Origin of the sequence: uncultured Legionella sp. (assembly GCF_937871865.1) — a bacterium.
In the GTDB taxonomy this organism is placed as follows: Bacteria; Pseudomonadota; Gammaproteobacteria; order Legionellales; family Legionellaceae; genus Legionella.
This window is the reverse complement of sequence record NZ_CALMPD010000025.1, coordinates 14,056-33,436: the sequence shown is the minus strand read 5'-3', so window position 1 is coordinate 33,436 and position 19,381 is coordinate 14,056. Positions and strand designations below refer to the sequence as shown.

The window sequence follows — 19,381 nt, the reverse complement described above, 5'->3', positions numbered from 1 at the left end:
CCTTGAATTTACCGAATGTGCCTTAATGCCATCAAATTGCCGGGCTTCGCAAGCTTACATGGTGTTGGAATGAATTATTATCATTACTTAATTGTTTGACTAGGCTGGTGCTAAACGAAGTGCTGCCCAGCGGAATGTATTTTGTGTTTGCTGCTTCAACTGATCGAATGTAAGCAAAGAACGGCTACAAAGTGTTTTGATAAATAGGGCTATTTCATTGAAATGCTTATCTTGTTATTATCTTTCAGGTATCATAGGTGGTTGACATATATTGAACAATTATTTTGTGCTTTATTTAACATAGGGATGGCTTGATTTTTAATGTTAGTTAAACGAGTTTTATTACTTATACAGCAGTTAGATGAATTAACTCCACTGACAGTATTTGATAGTGCATTTCGTACTTCGTTGCACAATAGATTTCATGATAAAGATCCAGATACAATAATAGACTGTAGTGATATTGAATGTATAGAGCGATTATATCGAGAACGTTTTATTAAAACAGTTGACTCTGATGATGATTGCTTACTGAATGATGAAAAAGTAAATCAGTTGTTGGTTGGCTTCGCGTTTGATTTGGCTGTTGATGCGGAAAAAAAATATTATCAAATTTTATATCCAGAAATCACTAATGTGGCTGATTATAATAATCTAAGCCGGTTAACAGAAACGGAACGTCCGGTAAATTTTTATTTGGGGCACGGTGGAAAAACTCTTTATCGGAAAAGAGGGTTATGTGAACATTTAATTAATAATGATTTCAGGCTTTCTACTCACCGGGACTTTTCACAAAGTAAATTAAGCCCAATAACGGTTGAAGAACTCACCAGACTAAAATTTTGTACACGAACTAACAGCCAATTTACAATTAATAGTGAATCTTTTAGTTGTTTTTGGGATTTTTTAGAAAAGAAGTCATTTCCTCGTCTACAAGAAAAGGGTGGAATGCTTTTGTATTTATTGCCCCATTTGTTAGTACTAATTGAGCAATATCACAAATTAAAAAGCGAGAAAGCTGATTATAGTATATTTAACAAGGCCGCCAGAGATTTTTTTGATCTTTTGGCTTCTGTTGAATTAAATAATATTAATTATTTTTATGGAATACGTGTACCTTTTAAGGAAAACCAGTCTTATTTACTTGAGCTTTTAACTGCAATAAATAAATCACAAAAATACGAGCTAGATGATGAGTTCCATGCGTTAATCGTCTGGTTATATCAAATCAATCCCATCTTAAAGAGCTCGCTTCCAGTCTTAGATTCTGTTTATAGTTCTTTAGATAGCAAGGGAATTATTTATAGTAACAGCGTCACTACAAATACTATCGCTTGTGAAAACGCAAATGACAAATTACATCAATGTTATGCTTTAATCGTGTCATTGTTGACGACATCGTTTGAACTGTGGACATTTACGGAACAAACCATTAGCTTTTGGGACAAAAAAAATAAAGTGTTCCCTGAGGCCGCGACAATTTATCAATCTTTTTTACATGCAATAGAGCAAAATAGTGAAAAAGAGCTATTAGCCGCGTATTCAAAAGTTTACGATGTTTATTTTAATCATGCTCCAGTTGAATTTAATATTTTTTCCTGGTGTACCGAAATCAAGTCGATCACCCGTTGGTATCAGCTTGTAGGGCAGGGAAAATTGAGTAAAATTGATGTCATTTGGAATGAACCTGAAATATTACTGCAGTCATTATTAGATTTTAAACCATGTAATAGGAGTATATCTCCTGATATTGACTTATTTTTAGATAAATTAGTGCACACATACGTACAAAATGCTAATGATTTATTGAAGCGTTTTCGCGTTAATATCCTATTTATGGATCTTTTTAAGAAGATGAGTTTAGAAGATAAAATTCATTTGAAGATGATAATGCCCTGGTATCGTTTGGAAGATGCCAAGAATAAATTCCTGGATAATTGTGCACGACATATTGCTTCTCGTTTAGAGAACCTGTCTGTACTCCATTCTGGAGGTTCTCTCCAGTTTTATACGACCGTTCATCGAGCGAAAACCCCTCAATTTGTTTTGTCTACATCCGAGTTTCGACATGTTAAATGCGTAATTGAGGCATTTAAGCTGGCTTTAAATGATTCTCGAAAAAAAATAGAACCTAAGTTAATGGAAAAAATGGTTCTTTTCTTTGTAAATATAACTCGTCCAATTTTAACTGTGGCGGAAATTGAAAGTGCGCAAAATAGTGCTCGCGTAATCGATTATTTAGGTGCTCCTAGTTAAAACATATTTATTATATTTTCTTGCTAATTATCGGATATTGTTAATATTTGGTTAATAATTATTCTTTATAATTCAGGGCTGTTACAACAAGGTTACAGTAAAATATAAAGGTACATTATGAATAGCAAATCTGATAAATCAATTCTAGACGATGGATCATCTAAAGCACAATCAACATCATCTGCAGAAGGATTTGCAAATTCGTCAATAAACCATAAATTGATGCCTACATTTCAGCAAGCACATGAGTACAGTTGGCAGGTATTAAACTTTTCCATTGTCGCCTTGGCAACCAGTGCTGCAATAGTTGTGGTTCAGAGCCCAGTGAAAACCGTTTTGGTTAATCTTGCAAAAAATGGTGCATTGATACCCCCTTATAATGGCGGAGTACTGGGCTTCATGAGAGCTTTATATGCCGGAACTGCTGCTTCTTTGTCGGGTTCTGCAGTACGAACTGCCTATGTCACAGGTGCAAAGAACAGTAAACCTATTGAAGAAGGTATGAGCAAAGAGGAAGGAAAAAGTCAAAAATTGTCCTCCGCAAAATTAGGCTATGTATTATCTATGGCGTTTGGAGATATTCTTGTAACCCAAATACCTGAGTCATTATCGCAATTGAGGAAAGTTCCAGGTTTGTTACCAGATAATTTCAAATGGAAGAATCCTCATAACACGAGCAGATTAATGTTTGGTGGTTTTACTCCTAGGTATTGTGCGGGGATTGTTAATTTTACGTCACTTTGTGTATTAGAGGAAAGGTTTGTCAAAATGATGCCATTCCAAGACATGCAAGCTGCTCATTTTACGGCTGGTGCATTAAGCGGAGTCTCTGCTGCATTTTTTTCCTATCCGTTCACCTCATTTAAAGATCATCTTATGGTGAAAGCTAAAGTAACTGATGGATTTTTATATAATGCAAATGCATTTACTGAGATAAAAAATCTAAGTTATTCTTTTGCACAAGCACCAATGGATTCTTTAAGAGCTATTGGGAGCAATGCGATAAAACAATTACCTTTACGTATGGGGTTAACAGGGGGTATTTTCTCTCTGGTTTCGGGAATCGGGTCTGCATTGGGTAGTGAACCTTTGAAAAATATTGTGCCTGTAAAATATCAACCTCTTTCTATAACTGATACGCAACAAGGTTTTTTTAATCCTTCTAAGATCAAGGCTGCTGCTGTTTTGGAAAATAAGCCAAGTGATAATCAACCATCAGAATCAGGGGCATCAAGGCCGCAGTGATTTAAAAAATCTTTTTATATTGTATTAAATGATTTATAATGGGCAAAAAATAATCTATTTTGCCCTATAATGACTTTCTGGCATGTCGCCAGCATGTGAATACATTAAAAGGAGATTTCATGTTCCAACGATTTTTTACTGAGTCGTTAATTAAACCAATGGTAATGAACACTGGAGAAGCTGTAGCTACTGCTGTCGTGGGCACTACTATTTATCAGACTACTCAAGCAGTGAAGCGTGTAATCAATGGAGAGTCTCCAGAAATTGCTAAAACAGCAGAACATGCTATCGTTTCTGCCGATACTCATCATGAGAGAGACGAGAAGAACAATCCAACTCACTTCATATGAACTAAAGCCCTTCTTCAGGGCTTTTATTCTTAAATTTAGTTCATGCAACAGTCAAGATAACCTCATTTCTTTTATTTGATGTTAAATGATTGTTGCACACCATCACCGCTATTTCGCTTTACTAAATTGTGTACACAGTTTAATAAAATTATCATATCTTCTTTGAGAAAGCTCACCGTTTGCAACTCCTTCTATAATCGCACAGTGAGGTGTATCAATATGAGTGCAATTACGATATTTACAACGAGTTAAATAAGGCCTGAATTCAGTGTAACCTTGGGCAATAGTAGGTATATCTATATCCCAAAGGCTAAATTCTCGCACTCCTGGCGAATCAATTAACGCGCCACCGTCGGGTAAATGATAATACTGCGAGTTACTCGTAGTGTGACGGCCTAATTCGCTAACTTCTGATATTTCATTCGTAGCAATGTTTTTTTCATGTGGAAGTACTCGGGCAATCAATGATGATTTTCCAACCCCTGATTGGCCTACAAAAACATTGATTTGATGATTGAGGCATGTTGTTAGTTGCTTAAAACCATCAGTATCATCACTGTTTGTCATAATTATAGGATAACCCAGTGATTGATAATCAGATAATAATCGTTCTTTAAGTTCTTGGCAGGGTAAGTCGGTTTTATTTAATAAGATAATCGCATGTAGACGCAGAGTTTCTGCCATGATGAGGTAACTATCCAGTAATGGCCAGCTGATTTCAGGTTTGGGAGCGAAGACAATGATCAGTTGAGTAATATTGGCGGCAACTGGTTTTTTTAAACCGGTTGCTGTGGGGCGTGCAAGAATACTTCCTCGTGGATACAAGCTGACGACTACACCTTGTTTCGTTCCTTCGGTTTGCCATATCACTCGGTCTCCTGCTACCAATGTATCTAGATTAGGCCGTATCGAACAACGTATACGATTGCCTTCATTGTCTTCAATCTCAACATGTCTGCTAAAACGCGTGATGACTAATCCATCTGCTAAAGAATCCAGATTATTTTCTTTGTTTTCCTGATAGGTTTGTTGAATTTTTTCAATTCGGGCAGATTGTTGTTTATTAATTCGTCTTTTACTCATGGTGTCGATCTATACTATAATTGGTGCGTTTGTTAATGATACAGTATGAAGGTAAATCATCTTTAATGAAAGTCTACTTGGTGGGTGGTGCAGTTCGAGATCAATTACTTGGTATTCCTGTAAAGGAACGTGATTGGGTCGTGGTTGGTTCTACACCAGAAGAATTGTTGCATTTGAATTACAGACGGGTAGGTCGTGATTTCCCTGTATTTTTGCATCCGAAAACGAATGAGGAATATGCCTTGGCACGGACTGAAAGGAAATCAGCTCCTGGATATTATGGCTTTGAATGTGATTTTAGAACGACTGTAACGTTGGAAGAAGATTTAGCTCGCCGTGATTTAACGATAAATGCAATGGCGATGGATGATGAAGGAGCTATAATCGATCCTTATAATGGTCAAACGGATATAGACAACAAAATTTTACGTCATGTTTCTCCTGCTTTTATTGAAGATCCCGTTCGAGTGTTGCGTGTAGCACGTTTTGCCGCGCGTTTTTACTCTCTTGGTTTTCGGCTGGCAAATGAAACACGTTCGTTAATGTATGCAATGGTTAAGCGCGGAGAATTAGCTCATTTGGTACCTGAGCGAGTTTGGCAGGAAATGCAGCGAAGTCTGGAAGAAAAAAATCCGGAGCAATTTATTATTACTTTGCGTTCTTGTGATGCCCTTCGAGTTATTCTCCCAGAATTAAATAATTTGTTTGGCGTGCCCAACCCATATCAGTATCATCATGAAATTGACAGTGGGATTCATAGCTTGTTGGTATTGCAGGCGGCAGTAGCCGCAAGTAGTGATCCGGTGATTCGTTTTGCCGCACTGGTCCATGATTTAGGTAAGGCTCTGACTCCTGTTCACGAATGGCCCAAACACTACCGCCATGAAGAGAGTGGCGTTGAGGTGATCGATGCCATGTGCTCGCGATTGCGAATACCTAATGATTATCGTATCCTGAGTAGCTTGGTTGCACGCTATCATTTAACTGTACATCGACTTTTTGAATTACGAGCAAGTACAGTCGTTAAAATATTAGAACGAACGGATGCATTTAGACGCCCACAAATTTTTAAAAGCATGCTTCTAGCTTGTGAAGCGGATGCCAAAGGATGTGGCAAACCGGTACAATACACGCAAATTCAATTATGGTCTGATATTTTATCTGAATGCGTTAAAATAAATCCCCAAGAATTAATAACTGAAGGCTATGAAGGAAAAGGTATCAAGGACGCTTTACATGCACGCCGGGTGGCATGTGTTGAACACCTACTAAACATTTGGAAATCTAATGAAAAATAATCACAATTTAATCTGGATAGATTTGGAAATGACCGGTCTTGATCCGGAACAGGATAGAATTATAGAAATGGCTACGATAGTAACCGATCCGCATTTAAATATTTTGGCAGAGGGACCTGTTATTGCTGTATCTCAGCCCCAAGCTTTGATTGATGGAATGGACTCATGGAATACCAGACAACATAATCAATCTGGCTTAGTCAAACGGGTATTGGAAAGCCAAATTGGTGAAACTGAAGCCGAGCAGTCTACTATAGCCTTTTTGACAAATTATCTGGACAAGGGTAAATCCCCTATGTGTGGAAACAGTATTTGTCAGGATAGACGATTTTTATATAAATACATGCCTGAGTTGGCTGCTTTCTTCCATTATCGAAATTTGGATGTGAGTACTCTGAAAGAATTGGCAATTCGTTGGCGACCTGAGTTATTAAGTGGAGTGGTCAAGGAATCTAAACATTTAGCTTTGGACGATATTAAAGATTCAATTAATGAATTAGCTTATTATCGCCAGCACTTTATCAATTTGCCGGAAGTTAAAGAATGATACAAAGAGAACGATTGGAACTACCTGATGGTGCTAACAAATTATTATTACACTCGTGCTGTGCGCCTTGTTCTGGAGAGGTCATGGAAGCATTAGTGTTTTCAGAAATTGAATTTGCTATTTATTTTTATAATCCGAATATTCATCCCGTTCAGGAGTATGAGATTCGAAAGCAGGAAAATATTAAATTTGCTGAAAAACATAATATCCCTTTTATCAATGCTGATTATGATAAAGACAATTGGTTTGAGCGTGCTAAAGGCTTGGAATGGGAGCCGGAGCGGGGAAAACGATGTAGCATGTGTTTTGATATGCGTTTCGAACGAACGGCTTTGTATGCTCATGAGAATGGATTTCCGGTGATTTGCAGTTCTTTAGGGATTTCTCGTTGGAAGGATATGAATCAAATTAATGAATCTGGAATACGTGCTGCAAGTCATTATCCTGACCTAACCTATTGGACTTACAATTGGCGTAAAAATGGTGGTTCAGAACGGATGTACGAGATTGCTAAACGCGAAGAATTTTATAAACAAGAATATTGCGGCTGCGTTTATTCATTACGAGACACTAATGCCTGGCGAAAACAAAAAACTCGTGACAGAATTAAGATAGGAATAAATTATTATACTGATGGTCAGCAATAAACAGGAAGATTATGAGCGCGCATTCGCATGAAGATTCGCATGGCCACCATGGACATAATCATGGTGAGGTAACCTATAATAAAGCGTTTTTGATAGCGATTATTGCTAATAGCATCTTTGTGGTTTTGCAAATTATTTATGCGTATATCTCGAACTCAACCAGTTTATTAGCGGATGCGTTTCATAATTTAGGCGATGTGCTGGGTCTGGTATTGGCCTGGATTGCTTTAGGTCTTATGAAACGTAAACCAACCAGAAAAGCAACTTATGGCTTGAAGAAAACATCTATCTTAGCTGCCTTGGTTAATGGAGGTGTCTTAATCTTTACTTGTGGCATTATTGCGACAGAAGCGGTGTATAAGTTAATTTCTCCAGTCGAGGTGCAGGCTGTATCGGTGATGATAGTTGCAGGGATTGGAATTATCGTTAATGGTTCTACCGCGATGTTATTTTTACGGGGTTCAGATGATTTAAATATTCGCGGTGCTTATTTGCACTTGTTTTATGATGCACTGGTCTCTGTTGGTGTGGTTGTGTCTGCTGCCTTATTGTTATGGACTGGTTGGTTATGGATTGATCCCATCGTGGGCCTGCTTATTGCCATGGTCATCTTGAAAGGTACCTGGTCATTGTTCGCGGACAGTTTCAGATTAATCATCGATGGGGTGCCCAGAGCTATTTCCTGGGCTGCAGTTAGCGAGTTTCTCGTAGCCTGGCCTGGAGTGCAGAGTATCCATGATTTGCATATATGGGCAATGAGCACGAAAGAAAATGCTCTGTCGGTACACCTCTATATGCCTAATGATTTTTTGACCGATGAATCTCGAGCCGATATGGTGGTGCAGTTAAGAAAAACATTTGGCATTCAACATGTGACTATTCAGACAGAAAAAACAGAAAACGATTGTAATGACGCTTGTCATTCTCCAATATCGCGCCTTTAGACCGAATGGCATTGATAGTAGTGGAGTGCAAAGGGTAGAACCTATTATCCTTTAAGCGCGAATTCAAGTCCTTTCCTGAAGCTATCACAAGCCAGAAATGGGTCATTGAGCTTTTCATGGAGCTTGCCCAGCTCGTTATAGGCCTCAGGTGTTGGATTTAGTTCATTGGATTGCTCCAGATATTGTCGGGCTTTTCCCCACAAATGTTGTGCCATGCATAGACGGCCAAGACACAAATATAACTGGGCTGAATGGGGATGTTTCTTCAATAAGGATTCTGCAAAGGTTAATTGATGTTCTCCACTATAGAATAAACCATAAAGATCAATCAACTGTGTGTTAAACTCTTTGCGAAGAGCGCGTCTTAATAGTTCTTCCGCATTAACATAATCCTGGTTTTTATATAGAAATTTTACATACTCTGAAACAATTTCAGGGTTATATACCAAGGCTTTGGGGCGCGAGTTAAACAATTTGATGAGGGCTTCAGATTGATTTTGTTTGGCTAGATCAATAATAGCTTGTAAATAGGTGTTTTTTTGTAGTGCTTCAAAGGCTGAATCTGAAATGACATGATGTCTTTTTAAGTCGGGCAAAAGAGCTATCAATTGCGGCCAATCACGTACTTCTTCATAAAGTTTCATTAACAATTTTAATACATACGGATGTCGGGGAGCCAAGTCTTGTAAATGTCTTAATGTGGCTAATGCCTGCTCCCATTGATTATTGGCGAGTTGTAGCTGTGCTTGCGTTAATTCTACAGCAATTTTTGCCTCTGGCATGGATTGCTGGGCTTCGCGCAGATAATGATCTCGTAGTTGGCTATCCCCCATTTTTTGGGCTGCTCGTGCGGCAGTTAAATAATTCAATAAGGGGGTATCTGTATTAGGTAAGGCTTGAATTAAATGAGTTTTAGCTTTTTGCCAATAGCCTTCACTGTATTCGATTAATCCTTTTCTGGTGGTTGCCTGTGCTTTATGAGCTAATCGTCTAGAATTCCATTTATTCAAGGTTCCAGGCGTTTTGGCGATTTTATGAAAAAACTGCAGTACCAGGTGGGTCAGTAAAAAAAAGAGCAGCAGGCCACAAATCGCTACCCACAATGTAGTTTCGACTGTCCAATGGTTGATTGCGATTAACACATATCCAGGATCATAGTTCAGTTGAATACCCAGATAGACAGAGCCTAATAAGACAATAAATGCAAAGAGAACTCTTATCATGATCAGTGTTCTCCCTGTTTGCTGTTATTCATCTGATTATTCTGCAGCGCATTATTCTCTATCATCTGGTTCAGAAGAGGTAAGGCCTGGCCGGTTTCTTGTTTTTCCTGATTTAATTTAATCTGTTGTAATGTACTTAGTTGAGTTAGTAATGCTGCAGTATTAGGCTCTTTTTCATTAAAAACTCGTTTAATGTTGGTGCTGGCTTGTTTGAGGGCTAATTGATAGACCGAGGCATTATTATTCAATATGGCCCATTGTGCTTCCTGAAGATTCAAGCGGATACTTTCTTTTAATATCGATTCAAACAAAGGAGACATCAGCGGTTTGATGTTTTCATCAGTACGTCTGACTATCACCAGTTTTTCCAGAAGTTTCACATTATCTTTGAATCGGGCACGCCAATTCGATGGATTGGATGATTGGGGCAGCTCTGATGGATTGATTGTTTTTTCATCTTCAAGAGCAGACTGAATCGCAAGGCTGTTGACACTATGTTGTGCCGCATCTAATTGGCTGAGCAAGCCGGCAAGATCAAGAGCGGGTAGTGCTTTTAATTGGGTGATCTCTTTTGCGATAACTTGGCGAATCTCGAAAATTTGAGGGGTGTTTAATTGATTTAATAGATTATCTGCCTGGAGGAGCAGCGCTATTGTGGCTTCATAATTATCACTCCAATGAGCGTTAATTTGGGCTAATTCAAGATAGTATCGTGCTTTTAACAAGATCCAATCCTGATTTTGATATAATCGCTGGCTCATTGCTGTGTGAAGTTCTTTATTTAAACCATCAAACCTACTTTGCATATTTATTTGATTTTGCTGCATTTGATTAGCTTTTGCATCAATTACAGCCTGAACATCTGATTGATTTTTTTCTAATTCATTAATCTGGGTCATTAAGGTTTTATTTTCGTCTATTAACTGTGCTTGTACGTTCTTACTGGTTTTATTGAGATATACCGTCAGAGCAATAGCTATTGCGGCAATTATCAATGCGGCTCCAGAGAGCAATGAACTCTTGTTCGAGCAAGAAGTGGACGTTTGCTGCTTTAATGGGGCTTCTGGCACATTGATTTGATCTTGTTGTTCGGTCTCTTTTTTTTCTTCTTCATTATTCTTGGCCATGAATTAATCCTTGATAATAATCAACTAATGTCTTCATCATCCGTTCTGGATGGCTTATGATAATCTCTGTCATGCCAAATGATTTGGCAGTATTGACAAGGCGCTCGCTGATTACAACAACAGGTTTCTTTATTAACCAGTTACGAGCTTCTTCGCCGAACATTGTAAAAAGGTTACGTATGGATTGCTCACTTGTTAACAGTATAATATCTACCAAATCATCACGCCATAAAGTGGTCATAAATTGGTGGCGAATTTTAGGCATCACTCGTTTATAAACGGATAGAATGAATAAATTAGCCTCTCTTTGGCGTAAACCTTCTTCAATCAGTTGCCGGCCTTCTTCTCCTTTAAATAATAGCACGGTTTGGTTTTTTAATTGGTGCAGGCAGCTTAATGAGAGCAGATGTTCGCTATCAGGAAATTTTGGAATTGCATTGACCTGGATATTCAACTCGTGAAGAGCTTTTGCACTGCCTTGGCCTATGGCTATGACTTTAATCTGCTTCGGCCAAATAAGGTGATGCATTTTCAGCTGACTAAAACAATGACGTACCGCATTGGCACTGATAAAGACTGCAAAATTGGCTCTGTTTAAATCAGGTAATAAATCTATCCAGCTTGGTTCTGATGGAATTATTTCCAGGGCAGGGCATTCAATTGATACACCACCGGCAGCGGTAATCGATTGAGTTAATATGTGGGCAGACTCGCTTGGCCGAGTATTTAATACTCTTAGCCCCTGAAGTAATTGGCTCATTGTGAGCTCGAATCCAGTATGGCAATAGCGCCTTTATCTATTAAATTTTGGGTGCATTGTTTTGCCAATGACATGGCCTGATTTCGGTTGCCAGTCTGAGTGTCCTCAATCGCCTGAGTGCCATCCAATGTTAGAATTTTTGCTTTTAAGACGAGTTGATCGGTTGGGGTTATTCTACAAAAAACCGCCAATGGCACGTGACAGTTACCGCCCAGCTGGGCATTAACATCTCGTTCTACATGAACACATAGTGAGGAGTCAGGGTCATTTAATACACTTATGATTTGTTGTATTTCCACATCATCATTGCGACATTCAATACATAATGCACCTTGACTACAGGCTGGTAGCATAATGTCATCCGTCAAAAATTCGGTAATTCTGTCTTCAAATCCCATGCGTTCAAGTCCGGCCGCGGCAAGAATTATTGCATCGTATTCCCCAGCATCCAGCTTGGCCAGACGGGTATTTATATTGCCGCGCAAGGTTTTAATTTGAAGATCGGGGCGGTATGCGAGCAATTGAGATTGACGCCTTAAGCTCGATGTACCGACGATTGCTTTGGCAGGCAACGTATCAAGGCTTTTAAAATTATTGCTCACCAGGGCATCAAACGGGTTGTGTCTTTTGCAGATTGCTGCCAAGCTCAAGCCATCAGGCTGATCTGCCGGCATATCTTTCGTCGAATGAACTGCGAAATCAGCTCGTTTATCTAATAAGGCTTCTTCCAGCTCTTTAACAAATAACCCTTTGCCGCCAGCAATTAATAATTTGTCTTTTAGAAATTTATCACCTGAGGTTACCATAGGGAGTAATTCAATATTTAGTGACGGCCATTGCTTTAAAAGCAGTTCACGGACATAGTTAGCTTGCCATAACGCTAATGGGCTTTGGCGTGTTGCGATTCGAATTGTTTTTTGCTTCATGTATTATAAGTTTTTGTTAATTAAGGGCTCATCATAGCATTGATTAAGCCTTTCTGCGACGTACCAAGGCGATGATGCTAAGTATTGGGCTGTTGAGAATAAGGAAACAGGATGTGGCAATTTAAAAAAATTGTACGACATTTAGATGAGTCGATGCAGCGTAGTTTATCTAATTCTGCACATCAGTTAGTTGCGGTTGGTGCTATAGCATTTGTCGGATTCCCTTTTTTTTATTTGATTTGGGTCTATTGGTTTCCTCAGACTTATGAAAGCATCTCTTTGCGTTTTATTGGCAGCATTTTAGGTTTGGGATTAATGCTCACTCCTTATTGGCCGCTATCATGGAAAAATTATTTATCCTGGTATTGGTTTTTAACTTTATTATTTACCTTGCCTTTCTTTTTCACCTTCTTGTTTTTAATGAATCAAGCCAGTGTTATTTCAGCGATGTCTCTATTATGCAGTGTTTTTTTACTTGTATTACTGGTTGATTTGTTAAGTTTAACCATTGTGCTTATTTTGGGGGCTGGATTGGCATTGATGGGATATTATTGTCTTTCTTCGCAAATGTATTTTGGTGAAGAACATATAGAAATGGCCTTCGTGATTATCTTCACTATTATTGCTGGCTCTACGTTGAATTATAAAACCGCCATGCTACAACAGCAGCGCTTGGCAGGGATGGCCGCAGCAGCAGGAATGATTGCCCATGAATTACGCACTCCGTTACTTGGAATCAAGAGTGGGGCTCAAGCCTTGGTAAATTACTTGCCGGGATTAATTCAAGGTTATCAATTGGCAAAAGAACATCAGATAGTTCAGGCTCCATTAAGAGATCGGCGACTGTTGCAATTGGGAGGCGTTAGTGAGCGCATTGTGAATGAAATTGACTATGCTAATACGATTATCGATATGCTGCTGGTCAAAGCTGGACGAGAAAACAGTATACAAAATTGCATTATGGAACGATGCTCCATGGCTGAGTGTTTAAATGAAGCTATCTCTCGTTACCCATTTATATCACCTCATGAGAGGACGTTGATTACCTGGGACGGTGATTTTCAATTTAATGGTTCCAAACTTTTAATGCAGCATGTTTTGTTTAATTTAATTAAGAATGCTTTATATGCTATCGCCACTGCTCAACGTGGGGAAATACACATTTGGACCGAATACAGTGATAAATTTAATTATTTATACTTTAAAGATACTGCCAAAGGGATGACCGCTCAGCAATTATCACGATTATTTAATCATTTTTATACAACCACGTTTATGGGAACCGGTATTGGCCTTTCTTTTTGTAAACTAGTGATGAACGGTTTTGGTGGGAATATTGTGTGTGAGGCTGAAGAAGGTTGTTATGTATTGTTTAGTTTGAGTTTTCCTGTTGTAAGTTAAATGCTACGTGACCAACTATATTTTTCCCTTGATTTGACCGGTTGAACTCTTTTTATTGAGCTCAACTGGTATCAAAGAGAATAATTTTTGATTGAAAATGGTTCGACTCAAGATGCACGTAATGACAATGCGATGAAGATATAAGTCCAGCCATTTACTATCATCTCGATAGCAATAAATAGTCCTATTACCCATAATCCACTAATTGGCCATTGAGCGAGAATTAAGCCTCCAAGGACTATTGCAGCAATCCCTGCCAATAGCAACCAACCCCAGCCTTTCGAATCTTTTAATGCTATAGCCATTATAATTCGAGTGAGCCCTATGACTATTAATACGGAGGCTAGAATTCCTGTGATTAAGGTTGATGCCAAGAAGGGATCATAAAATACCAGGCAACCAGCGGCAATATATAAAACTGCAATTAATGCCTGCCAAAAGATGCCTTTCCATTCTGTGTGTTTAAATACGTCAATTGCATGAGTGATCCCTGAAATAATTAAGAGAGCCCCAAAGAAATACATGCTAACTAACGTTAAACCAACAACCATACCCAGACCAATACAACCAAGAAAAAGAAATAGAATTCCCAGTCCTAAAATCCAGCCCCAGTTACGCTTTAATCCACCAACAGTTGGTTGGCGAACCTTTTTAGAGTCAGTCATAAAATATCCTTATTAAATTACATCAATTTGAGATAAGAGAGGACTTCTAAAAATGTAATGAAGTCTCTTTAATATAGACTAGTTTTCAATAAGTTGTCGAATGTTCAAGGATTGAGTTATCAATCGATTTTTGAACGAATAATGAGTGCAGTTCAATGATATTAAATAGATCTTTGATGCAGATAAAACGCAAATAATTTGGCTAAAGTAATCAATCATGATATTTTATATACAGGTTTCAGCCTTTGTTTAGACAAAATTAGAAAGGGGTTGCTGCTATTCAATAGGATTTGTTTTCGTATCGTTTTGCTCAGGAGGAGCTATGCAACATTTCTCTATACCTACCTGTTACTTTCCAAGTACTGCGGTATTTGTCGATGATAGCCGCGATTTCTTGCTTAATTTTGTATTGCATTTAGATGAAGGGCTGGCTTACCGAATATTTGATTCCCCTTTTAAAGCTCTGGAGTGTATCCATAAAAAGCGTTGTGAACTGGAGTTGCTTAGCCAACGTTGTATTAGCGAATATACTGAAGCCAAAAACTGTCCCTTAACCAATCATACAATCAATCTTGACTTAGCGGCGATCCATGCTGAGGTATACAATTCCAGGCGATTTTCTGAGATATCCGTTGTCATTGTTGATTATGCAATGCCTGGAATGGATGGACTAGAGTTTTGTCGTCGAATTGAAGACACCAACATAAAGAAGATTCTATTGACTGGGCAGGCAGATGAAAAACTTGCCATCGAAGCATTTAATGAAGGCTTAATTCATCGCTATATTAAAAAAAGTGATTCGGATGTTGCAGGCCTTATTATCAAAAGTATTCATGATTTGCAGCTGCAATATTTTCAAAATATGTCTGATATGGTGGTGCGAATGTTGTCAGTTACGTCACCGAATTGTTTGCATGATAAAAAATTTGCTGCGTTATTTTGGGAGTTATGTAAGGAAAAAGGGATTGTAGAGTTTTATCTTGCTGATAATTCAGGCAGTTTTTTGATGCTGGATGATGATGCCAATATCAGTTTTTTAATTGTAAAAAATGAAGCAGATATGCGTTTGCATTACGATTTGGCTTTAGATAATGGGGCTAGTGAAGAGGTATTGGATTTTTTGCTCTCCGGTGAAAAAATCCCTTGTTTCTGGCAATCTAACTCGGTGACCCCCCAATGGAATGAGTGGACTAATTGCCTGATTCCTGCTCATAAATTTGTTTCAGATGAAACTTATTATTATGCTTTTGTTCAGGGAACGGTATTATTTGATGTCCGTCTGGATAAAATTTTACCGTATCATCAATACCTTGAAGAATTAGATGCAGAAGAAATACTCTTGGATTAGGAGTTTTGATATTTCTGTTTTATGAGGTCTTAAAAAATGGAATGTCGGGATTGAGTTTGGCTAGTTTTATCAAGCACTCAACGAGTTGAATTAACTCTCTTTTTTCATGGCCGGCACTGACTGATAATCGTATCAATGGCTTATTTTTAGGGGTAGCCGGGGAGCAAAAAATTGCTCCAAAAATGTCTTCTTTTTCTAGTTCATTACGTAACCAAATCGTTTTTGCTTCATTTCCTGTCATTATCGGAATAATTTGCGACTGACTGTCTCCGATATTAAAACCTTGGTCGTTCAGAGTGCTTCGTAGAAAAATTGCATTGTTATGGAGCTGCTTTCTTCGCCATTCTTCTTTCATTATGATTTCTAGAGATGCAGAAAATCCCGCCAAATCCTGAGGCACTAATGCGGAACTAAAAATAGCCGGGAGCGAAGAGTAACGTACAAATTCGATGAGTCTTTGGTTCCCTGCAATTAAGCCCCCTCTTCCGGAAAATGCTTTTGCAAGGCTTGCGGTGATCACATCAACCTGATGTGATAAGCCAAGTTCTGTAACCAGCCCTTTGCCATGTGGGCCATAAGTGCCAAGTGAATGCGATTCATCTACTATTAGCAAACAATTGTATTGCTTGGCAAGGTTCACATAATGAGGAAGTGGGCTGATAGTCCCTGTGGTGCTGTATATCGAATCAATAGCAATAATTCCAGAACCATGTCGTTCTAATCTTTTGCGTAATGAATCGATTGAATTATGCTGAAAAGGAATTGCCTTGGCACCGGCTGCCTTTGCCCCAGCCCAAAAGGACATATGGGTATAGAAATCCAGGTACACTGGGGTTTTGCGTGTGGCAAGAGTCTGGATTAGTCCTACATTCGCAGACCATCCTGATTGGGTGAGCAAGCAGGATGGGTAATTTAAAAAATTGCTGAAATGATGCTCACACGTATTCAGCAATAAACTGTCATTACTTAAAAATACAGCCGATTGCATTTGTCCGTTGCCGTGTTTTCGTAGCGCATCTATCTGGGCATTAATTAAGTCTGGATGCCGACTGATATTTAAATAATCATTACTTGAAAATATAAGGGCGGTAGGAGGAGGCGTTTTTCCACTTAGGATATGCTTTCCCTGCCATGATTTTTTTACACGTTCTTCAAAGTATTGCTCCATTGCATCATTGAGGAACTTTGGATAGCTTTCTGTTCCCATGCTGGTTTTCAAATTCAATGGCTTTGGATTATCTGTTGCAGAATTTATCTCTTGAACTAGCATCCTTGACTCTGATACTTTTTTCCATTGATAACAGTGTAACATGCAGTAAGGCTTTTTTCTGTAGTCAAATTGAAATCGTACTGGAAAAAAGAGTCACTTGTCGGTATGATTTTTAAATTGTAATCAAGAGGGCGCAACCATGAGGTTGTTTATCGTAGCGCTGTTTACAGTCATATCCTTTTTGCTTTTTGCATTGGATGATATAGACAGACAGCAAATACAACAGAGAATTCAACCCATAGGCAAAGTGCGTGTTCAAGAAGATGGAAACGGGGCATCAAGTACAGAAGGGCAGGATAAAACAGTAGAACAGGTAGAAAAAAAGGAACCAGGACAAGCAACGTATGAGCAATATTGCATTGTGTGTCACCGTGATGGGTTAGCTGGTGCTCCTAAATTTCATGATTCAAATGATTGGAAACCTCGGATCTCGGGTAGAACAATTGATGAATTGGTTGCTTCATCTGTGAAGGGGATGAATGCAATGCCTGCAAAAGGGACCTGTGCTGAATGTACTGATGATGATCTGAAAGCTGCTATTCAATATATGATGCCAAAAAAACATGACTAAATTGACCTATCGAAAAATTCAATCGTTCCTTGTGCTCATCACACTTTTTGTTTTATTAACTTCTTTTTATTTTCAATATGCAGTTGGCCTTCAACCCTGCCCGTTATGTTTGATGCAACGAATTTGTGTTTTTTTATTATTGGCAATAATGAGCTTAAGCCTTAGGACTTTAAAAAAGGCTCATTTGGTTAGCCTACTGCAATTTATTGTTGCTTGTGCTGGTCTATACTTTTCTTTAAGGCATTTATGGCTGCAGTCATTACCAGCAGGACAAGCTCCTGCTTGCATGCCTGATCTTGATGTATTGATTCGTTATTTTCCATGGCAGACTGTTGCTCATGCTCTATTTTGGGGGGCAGGGGATTGTGCTGAATCTAATTGGAGTCTGCTTGGAATTTCTATGCCGGGATGGACTACTATTTATTTTCTATTTATGGCAATAACAGGCCTGATATTATATTTTCGTACTCGATCTTCTATCGATTAACTAGTAATAATGGTTTGATTTGGCTATTATTGCTCTTTTTTTGAGTTATCCTCTTTTTGATGAATAATTTTTCTTGTGAAGTGCTGTACCGACATGCAGGTACTAAAGCGCGAGTTACCCGTGTGACTACACCGCATGGTGAATTTATTACCCCTGTATTTATGCCAGTAGGAACACGTGCTGGAGTGAATAATATGGCGCCAGGAGAATTATCTGCTGCGGGCAGTCAAATTATATTGGGCGGTAATACCTATCATATGCTCTGTGCGCCTGGCATGGCGGTAATCGAAAAGGCGGGGGGAATGCATCCCTTTATGGGGTGGCATGGCCCGATGTTAACCGACAGCGGTGGGTTCCAAGTCTTTAGCTTATCTAAAAATAAAGAAATTTGTACCATTGATGAGGAGGGGGCGCATTTTAAGTTGCCAGGAAGCCAGGGGCTTATTCATATGACTCCTGAAATGTCATTGGAAACTCAAAAAATTATCGGTGCAGATATCATTATGGCTTTTGATCAATGTACTCCTGATAGCTGTACTAAGGATGAAGTCGCTCATATCATGACGCGTACTCATCGTTGGCTGAAGCAGTCGATTGATTATCATCAGAAGTATCCCACGTCGCGTTATGGGAACCAGCAGGCTTTATTCGGAATTGTTCAAGGCGGTATTTTTGAGGATTTACGCCGTGAAAGTGCTGATTTTGTTTCTTCAATGCATACAGATGGAATTGCTATTGGTGGTGAAACTATAGGTTTTGATATGAACACTACGGTTGACGTAATACGTTGGGTTCGTGATTATTTACCAGAGCATAAACCGCGTTATACTATGGGCGTTGGCATGTCTCCCCAGGATTTGTTGGATGTGGTTGCTGAAGGTATTGATATGTTTGATTGTGTCGCGCCAACCCGAAATGCTCGGCATGGAGCGCTGTATTGTGGCGAGTTAATACGTGAAGGAAATTGGTTGCGTTTCTCCAGCGAATATGAGAACGAACGAATACAAATAAAAAAATCATGTTTTGCTGAGGATTTATCGCCTATCATGCCGGATTGTACTTGTTTTACGTGCCTCAATTATTCGCGATCGTATCTGCATCATTTATTTAAACGCAAGACTAATTTATTCACGGCTTTGGCTAGTATTCATAATATCCATGTTTTGCATGATGTTTGTGATAAAATGCGGGCTTTGGTAATGAATTCCTAATTATTTTAAGATTTAACAGGAG

The 19,381-nt window shown here is 38.7% G+C and carries 19 protein-coding genes; 12 read left to right on the top strand and 7 right to left on the bottom strand.

What is annotated here, in order from left to right; genetic code table 11:
- Positions 1 to 321 precede the first annotated feature (321 nt).
- The 3 genes from Q0495_RS01710 (at position 322) to Q0495_RS01700 (ending at position 3,851) form a co-directional block, all read left to right on the top strand.
- Positions 322 to 2,256: a hypothetical protein gene (locus Q0495_RS01710; protein ID WP_298622398.1), complete on the top strand. Its 1,935-nt coding sequence runs from the start codon at positions 322 to 324 to the stop codon at positions 2,254 to 2,256.
- Positions 2,257 to 2,373: 117 nt separating this feature from the next.
- Entirely contained in the window at positions 2,374 to 3,501 is a 1,128-nt protein-coding gene (locus Q0495_RS01705) for a hypothetical protein (protein ID WP_298622396.1), read from the top strand.
- Positions 3,502 to 3,620: 119 nt separating this feature from the next.
- Positions 3,621 to 3,851 carry a hypothetical protein gene (locus Q0495_RS01700; protein WP_298622395.1) on the top strand — a complete coding sequence of 77 codons (231 nt, stop codon included), beginning with the start codon at positions 3,621 to 3,623 and terminating at the stop codon, positions 3,849 to 3,851.
- A 108-nt stretch (positions 3,852 to 3,959) separates the two neighbouring features.
- Here Q0495_RS01700 and rsgA read toward each other — a convergent pair whose 3' ends face one another.
- Complete coding sequence (rsgA, locus tag Q0495_RS01695) at positions 3,960 to 4,934, bottom strand: small ribosomal subunit biogenesis GTPase RsgA (protein ID WP_298622394.1); 975 nt, start codon at positions 4,932 to 4,934, stop codon at positions 3,960 to 3,962.
- A gap of 65 nt (positions 4,935 to 4,999) precedes the next feature.
- Here rsgA and Q0495_RS01690 point away from each other — a divergent pair, with 65 nt between their 5' ends.
- Genes Q0495_RS01690 through Q0495_RS01675 form a run of 4 tightly spaced genes read left to right on the top strand, consistent with a single transcriptional unit; the run spans position 5,000 to position 8,370 of the window.
- On the top strand, positions 5,000 to 6,232 hold the full coding sequence (locus Q0495_RS01690) for a multifunctional CCA addition/repair protein (RefSeq protein ID WP_298622407.1): 1,233 nt from the start codon (positions 5,000 to 5,002) through the stop codon (positions 6,230 to 6,232).
- Entirely contained in the window at positions 6,222 to 6,779 is a 558-nt protein-coding gene (gene orn, locus Q0495_RS01685; RefSeq protein ID WP_298622392.1) for an oligoribonuclease, read from the top strand. The genes Q0495_RS01690 and orn overlap by 11 nt, the downstream gene beginning before the upstream one ends.
- Complete coding sequence (locus tag Q0495_RS01680; RefSeq protein ID WP_298622390.1) at positions 6,776 to 7,426, top strand: epoxyqueuosine reductase QueH; 651 nt, start codon at positions 6,776 to 6,778, stop codon at positions 7,424 to 7,426. Before orn ends, Q0495_RS01680 begins: the two co-directional genes overlap by 4 nt.
- Positions 7,427 to 7,437: 11 nt before the next feature.
- Positions 7,438 to 8,370 carry a cation diffusion facilitator family transporter gene (locus Q0495_RS01675; RefSeq protein ID WP_298622389.1) on the top strand — a complete coding sequence of 311 codons (933 nt, stop codon included), beginning with the start codon at positions 7,438 to 7,440 and terminating at the stop codon, positions 8,368 to 8,370.
- 44 nt (positions 8,371 to 8,414) lie between these two features.
- Here Q0495_RS01675 and Q0495_RS01670 read toward each other — a convergent pair whose 3' ends face one another.
- From Q0495_RS01670 to hemC, 4 genes are read right to left on the bottom strand one after another with little or no spacing between them, the layout of a single operon-like run.
- Positions 8,415 to 9,593: a heme biosynthesis HemY N-terminal domain-containing protein gene (locus tag Q0495_RS01670; protein ID WP_298622387.1), complete on the bottom strand. Its 1,179-nt coding sequence runs from the start codon at positions 9,591 to 9,593 to the stop codon at positions 8,415 to 8,417.
- A 2-nt stretch (positions 9,594 to 9,595) separates the two neighbouring features.
- On the bottom strand, positions 9,596 to 10,720 hold the full coding sequence (locus Q0495_RS01665; protein ID WP_298622386.1) for a uroporphyrinogen-III C-methyltransferase: 1,125 nt from the start codon (positions 10,718 to 10,720) through the stop codon (positions 9,596 to 9,598).
- Complete coding sequence (locus Q0495_RS01660) at positions 10,707 to 11,480, bottom strand: uroporphyrinogen-III synthase (protein WP_298622385.1); 774 nt, start codon at positions 11,478 to 11,480, stop codon at positions 10,707 to 10,709. The genes Q0495_RS01665 and Q0495_RS01660 overlap by 14 nt, the downstream gene beginning before the upstream one ends.
- Positions 11,477 to 12,406 carry a hydroxymethylbilane synthase gene (gene hemC / locus Q0495_RS01655; RefSeq protein ID WP_298622383.1) on the bottom strand — a complete coding sequence of 310 codons (930 nt, stop codon included), beginning with the start codon at positions 12,404 to 12,406 and terminating at the stop codon, positions 11,477 to 11,479. Before hemC ends, Q0495_RS01660 begins: the two co-directional genes overlap by 4 nt.
- Before the next feature lie 111 nt (positions 12,407 to 12,517).
- On the opposite strand from hemC, the gene Q0495_RS01650 reads away from it, so the two are divergent.
- A complete protein-coding gene (locus Q0495_RS01650) occupies positions 12,518 to 13,807 on the top strand; it encodes a sensor histidine kinase KdpD (protein ID WP_298622381.1) in 1,290 nt (429 codons plus the stop codon).
- 107 nt (positions 13,808 to 13,914) lie between these two features.
- On the opposite strand, the gene Q0495_RS01645 is transcribed toward Q0495_RS01650, so the two are convergent.
- Complete coding sequence (locus Q0495_RS01645; RefSeq protein ID WP_298622379.1) at positions 13,915 to 14,472, bottom strand: HdeD family acid-resistance protein; 558 nt, start codon at positions 14,470 to 14,472, stop codon at positions 13,915 to 13,917.
- Positions 14,473 to 14,794: 322 nt separating this feature from the next.
- On the opposite strand from Q0495_RS01645, the gene Q0495_RS01640 reads away from it, so the two are divergent.
- Positions 14,795 to 15,820: a response regulator gene (locus Q0495_RS01640; RefSeq protein WP_298622377.1), complete on the top strand. Its 1,026-nt coding sequence runs from the start codon at positions 14,795 to 14,797 to the stop codon at positions 15,818 to 15,820.
- A gap of 19 nt (positions 15,821 to 15,839) precedes the next feature.
- Here the strand turns inward: Q0495_RS01640 and cqsA are convergent, their stop codons facing one another.
- Positions 15,840 to 17,090 carry an alpha-hydroxyketone-type quorum-sensing autoinducer synthase gene (gene cqsA / locus Q0495_RS01635; RefSeq protein WP_298622376.1) on the bottom strand — a complete coding sequence of 417 codons (1,251 nt, stop codon included), beginning with the start codon at positions 17,088 to 17,090 and terminating at the stop codon, positions 15,840 to 15,842.
- Positions 17,091 to 17,229: 139 nt separating this feature from the next.
- Here cqsA and Q0495_RS01630 point away from each other — a divergent pair, with 139 nt between their 5' ends.
- From Q0495_RS01630 to tgt, 3 genes are read left to right on the top strand one after another with little or no spacing between them, the layout of a single operon-like run.
- Positions 17,230 to 17,661, top strand: a complete 432-nt coding sequence (locus Q0495_RS01630) for a c-type cytochrome (RefSeq protein WP_298622374.1) — start codon at positions 17,230 to 17,232, stop codon at positions 17,659 to 17,661.
- Positions 17,654 to 18,148: a disulfide bond formation protein B gene (locus Q0495_RS01625; protein ID WP_298622373.1), complete on the top strand. Its 495-nt coding sequence runs from the start codon at positions 17,654 to 17,656 to the stop codon at positions 18,146 to 18,148. The genes Q0495_RS01630 and Q0495_RS01625 overlap by 8 nt, the downstream gene beginning before the upstream one ends.
- A gap of 59 nt (positions 18,149 to 18,207) precedes the next feature.
- On the top strand, positions 18,208 to 19,359 hold the full coding sequence (gene tgt / locus Q0495_RS01620) for a tRNA guanosine(34) transglycosylase Tgt (RefSeq protein WP_298622404.1): 1,152 nt from the start codon (positions 18,208 to 18,210) through the stop codon (positions 19,357 to 19,359).
- Positions 19,360 to 19,381 lie beyond the last annotated feature (22 nt).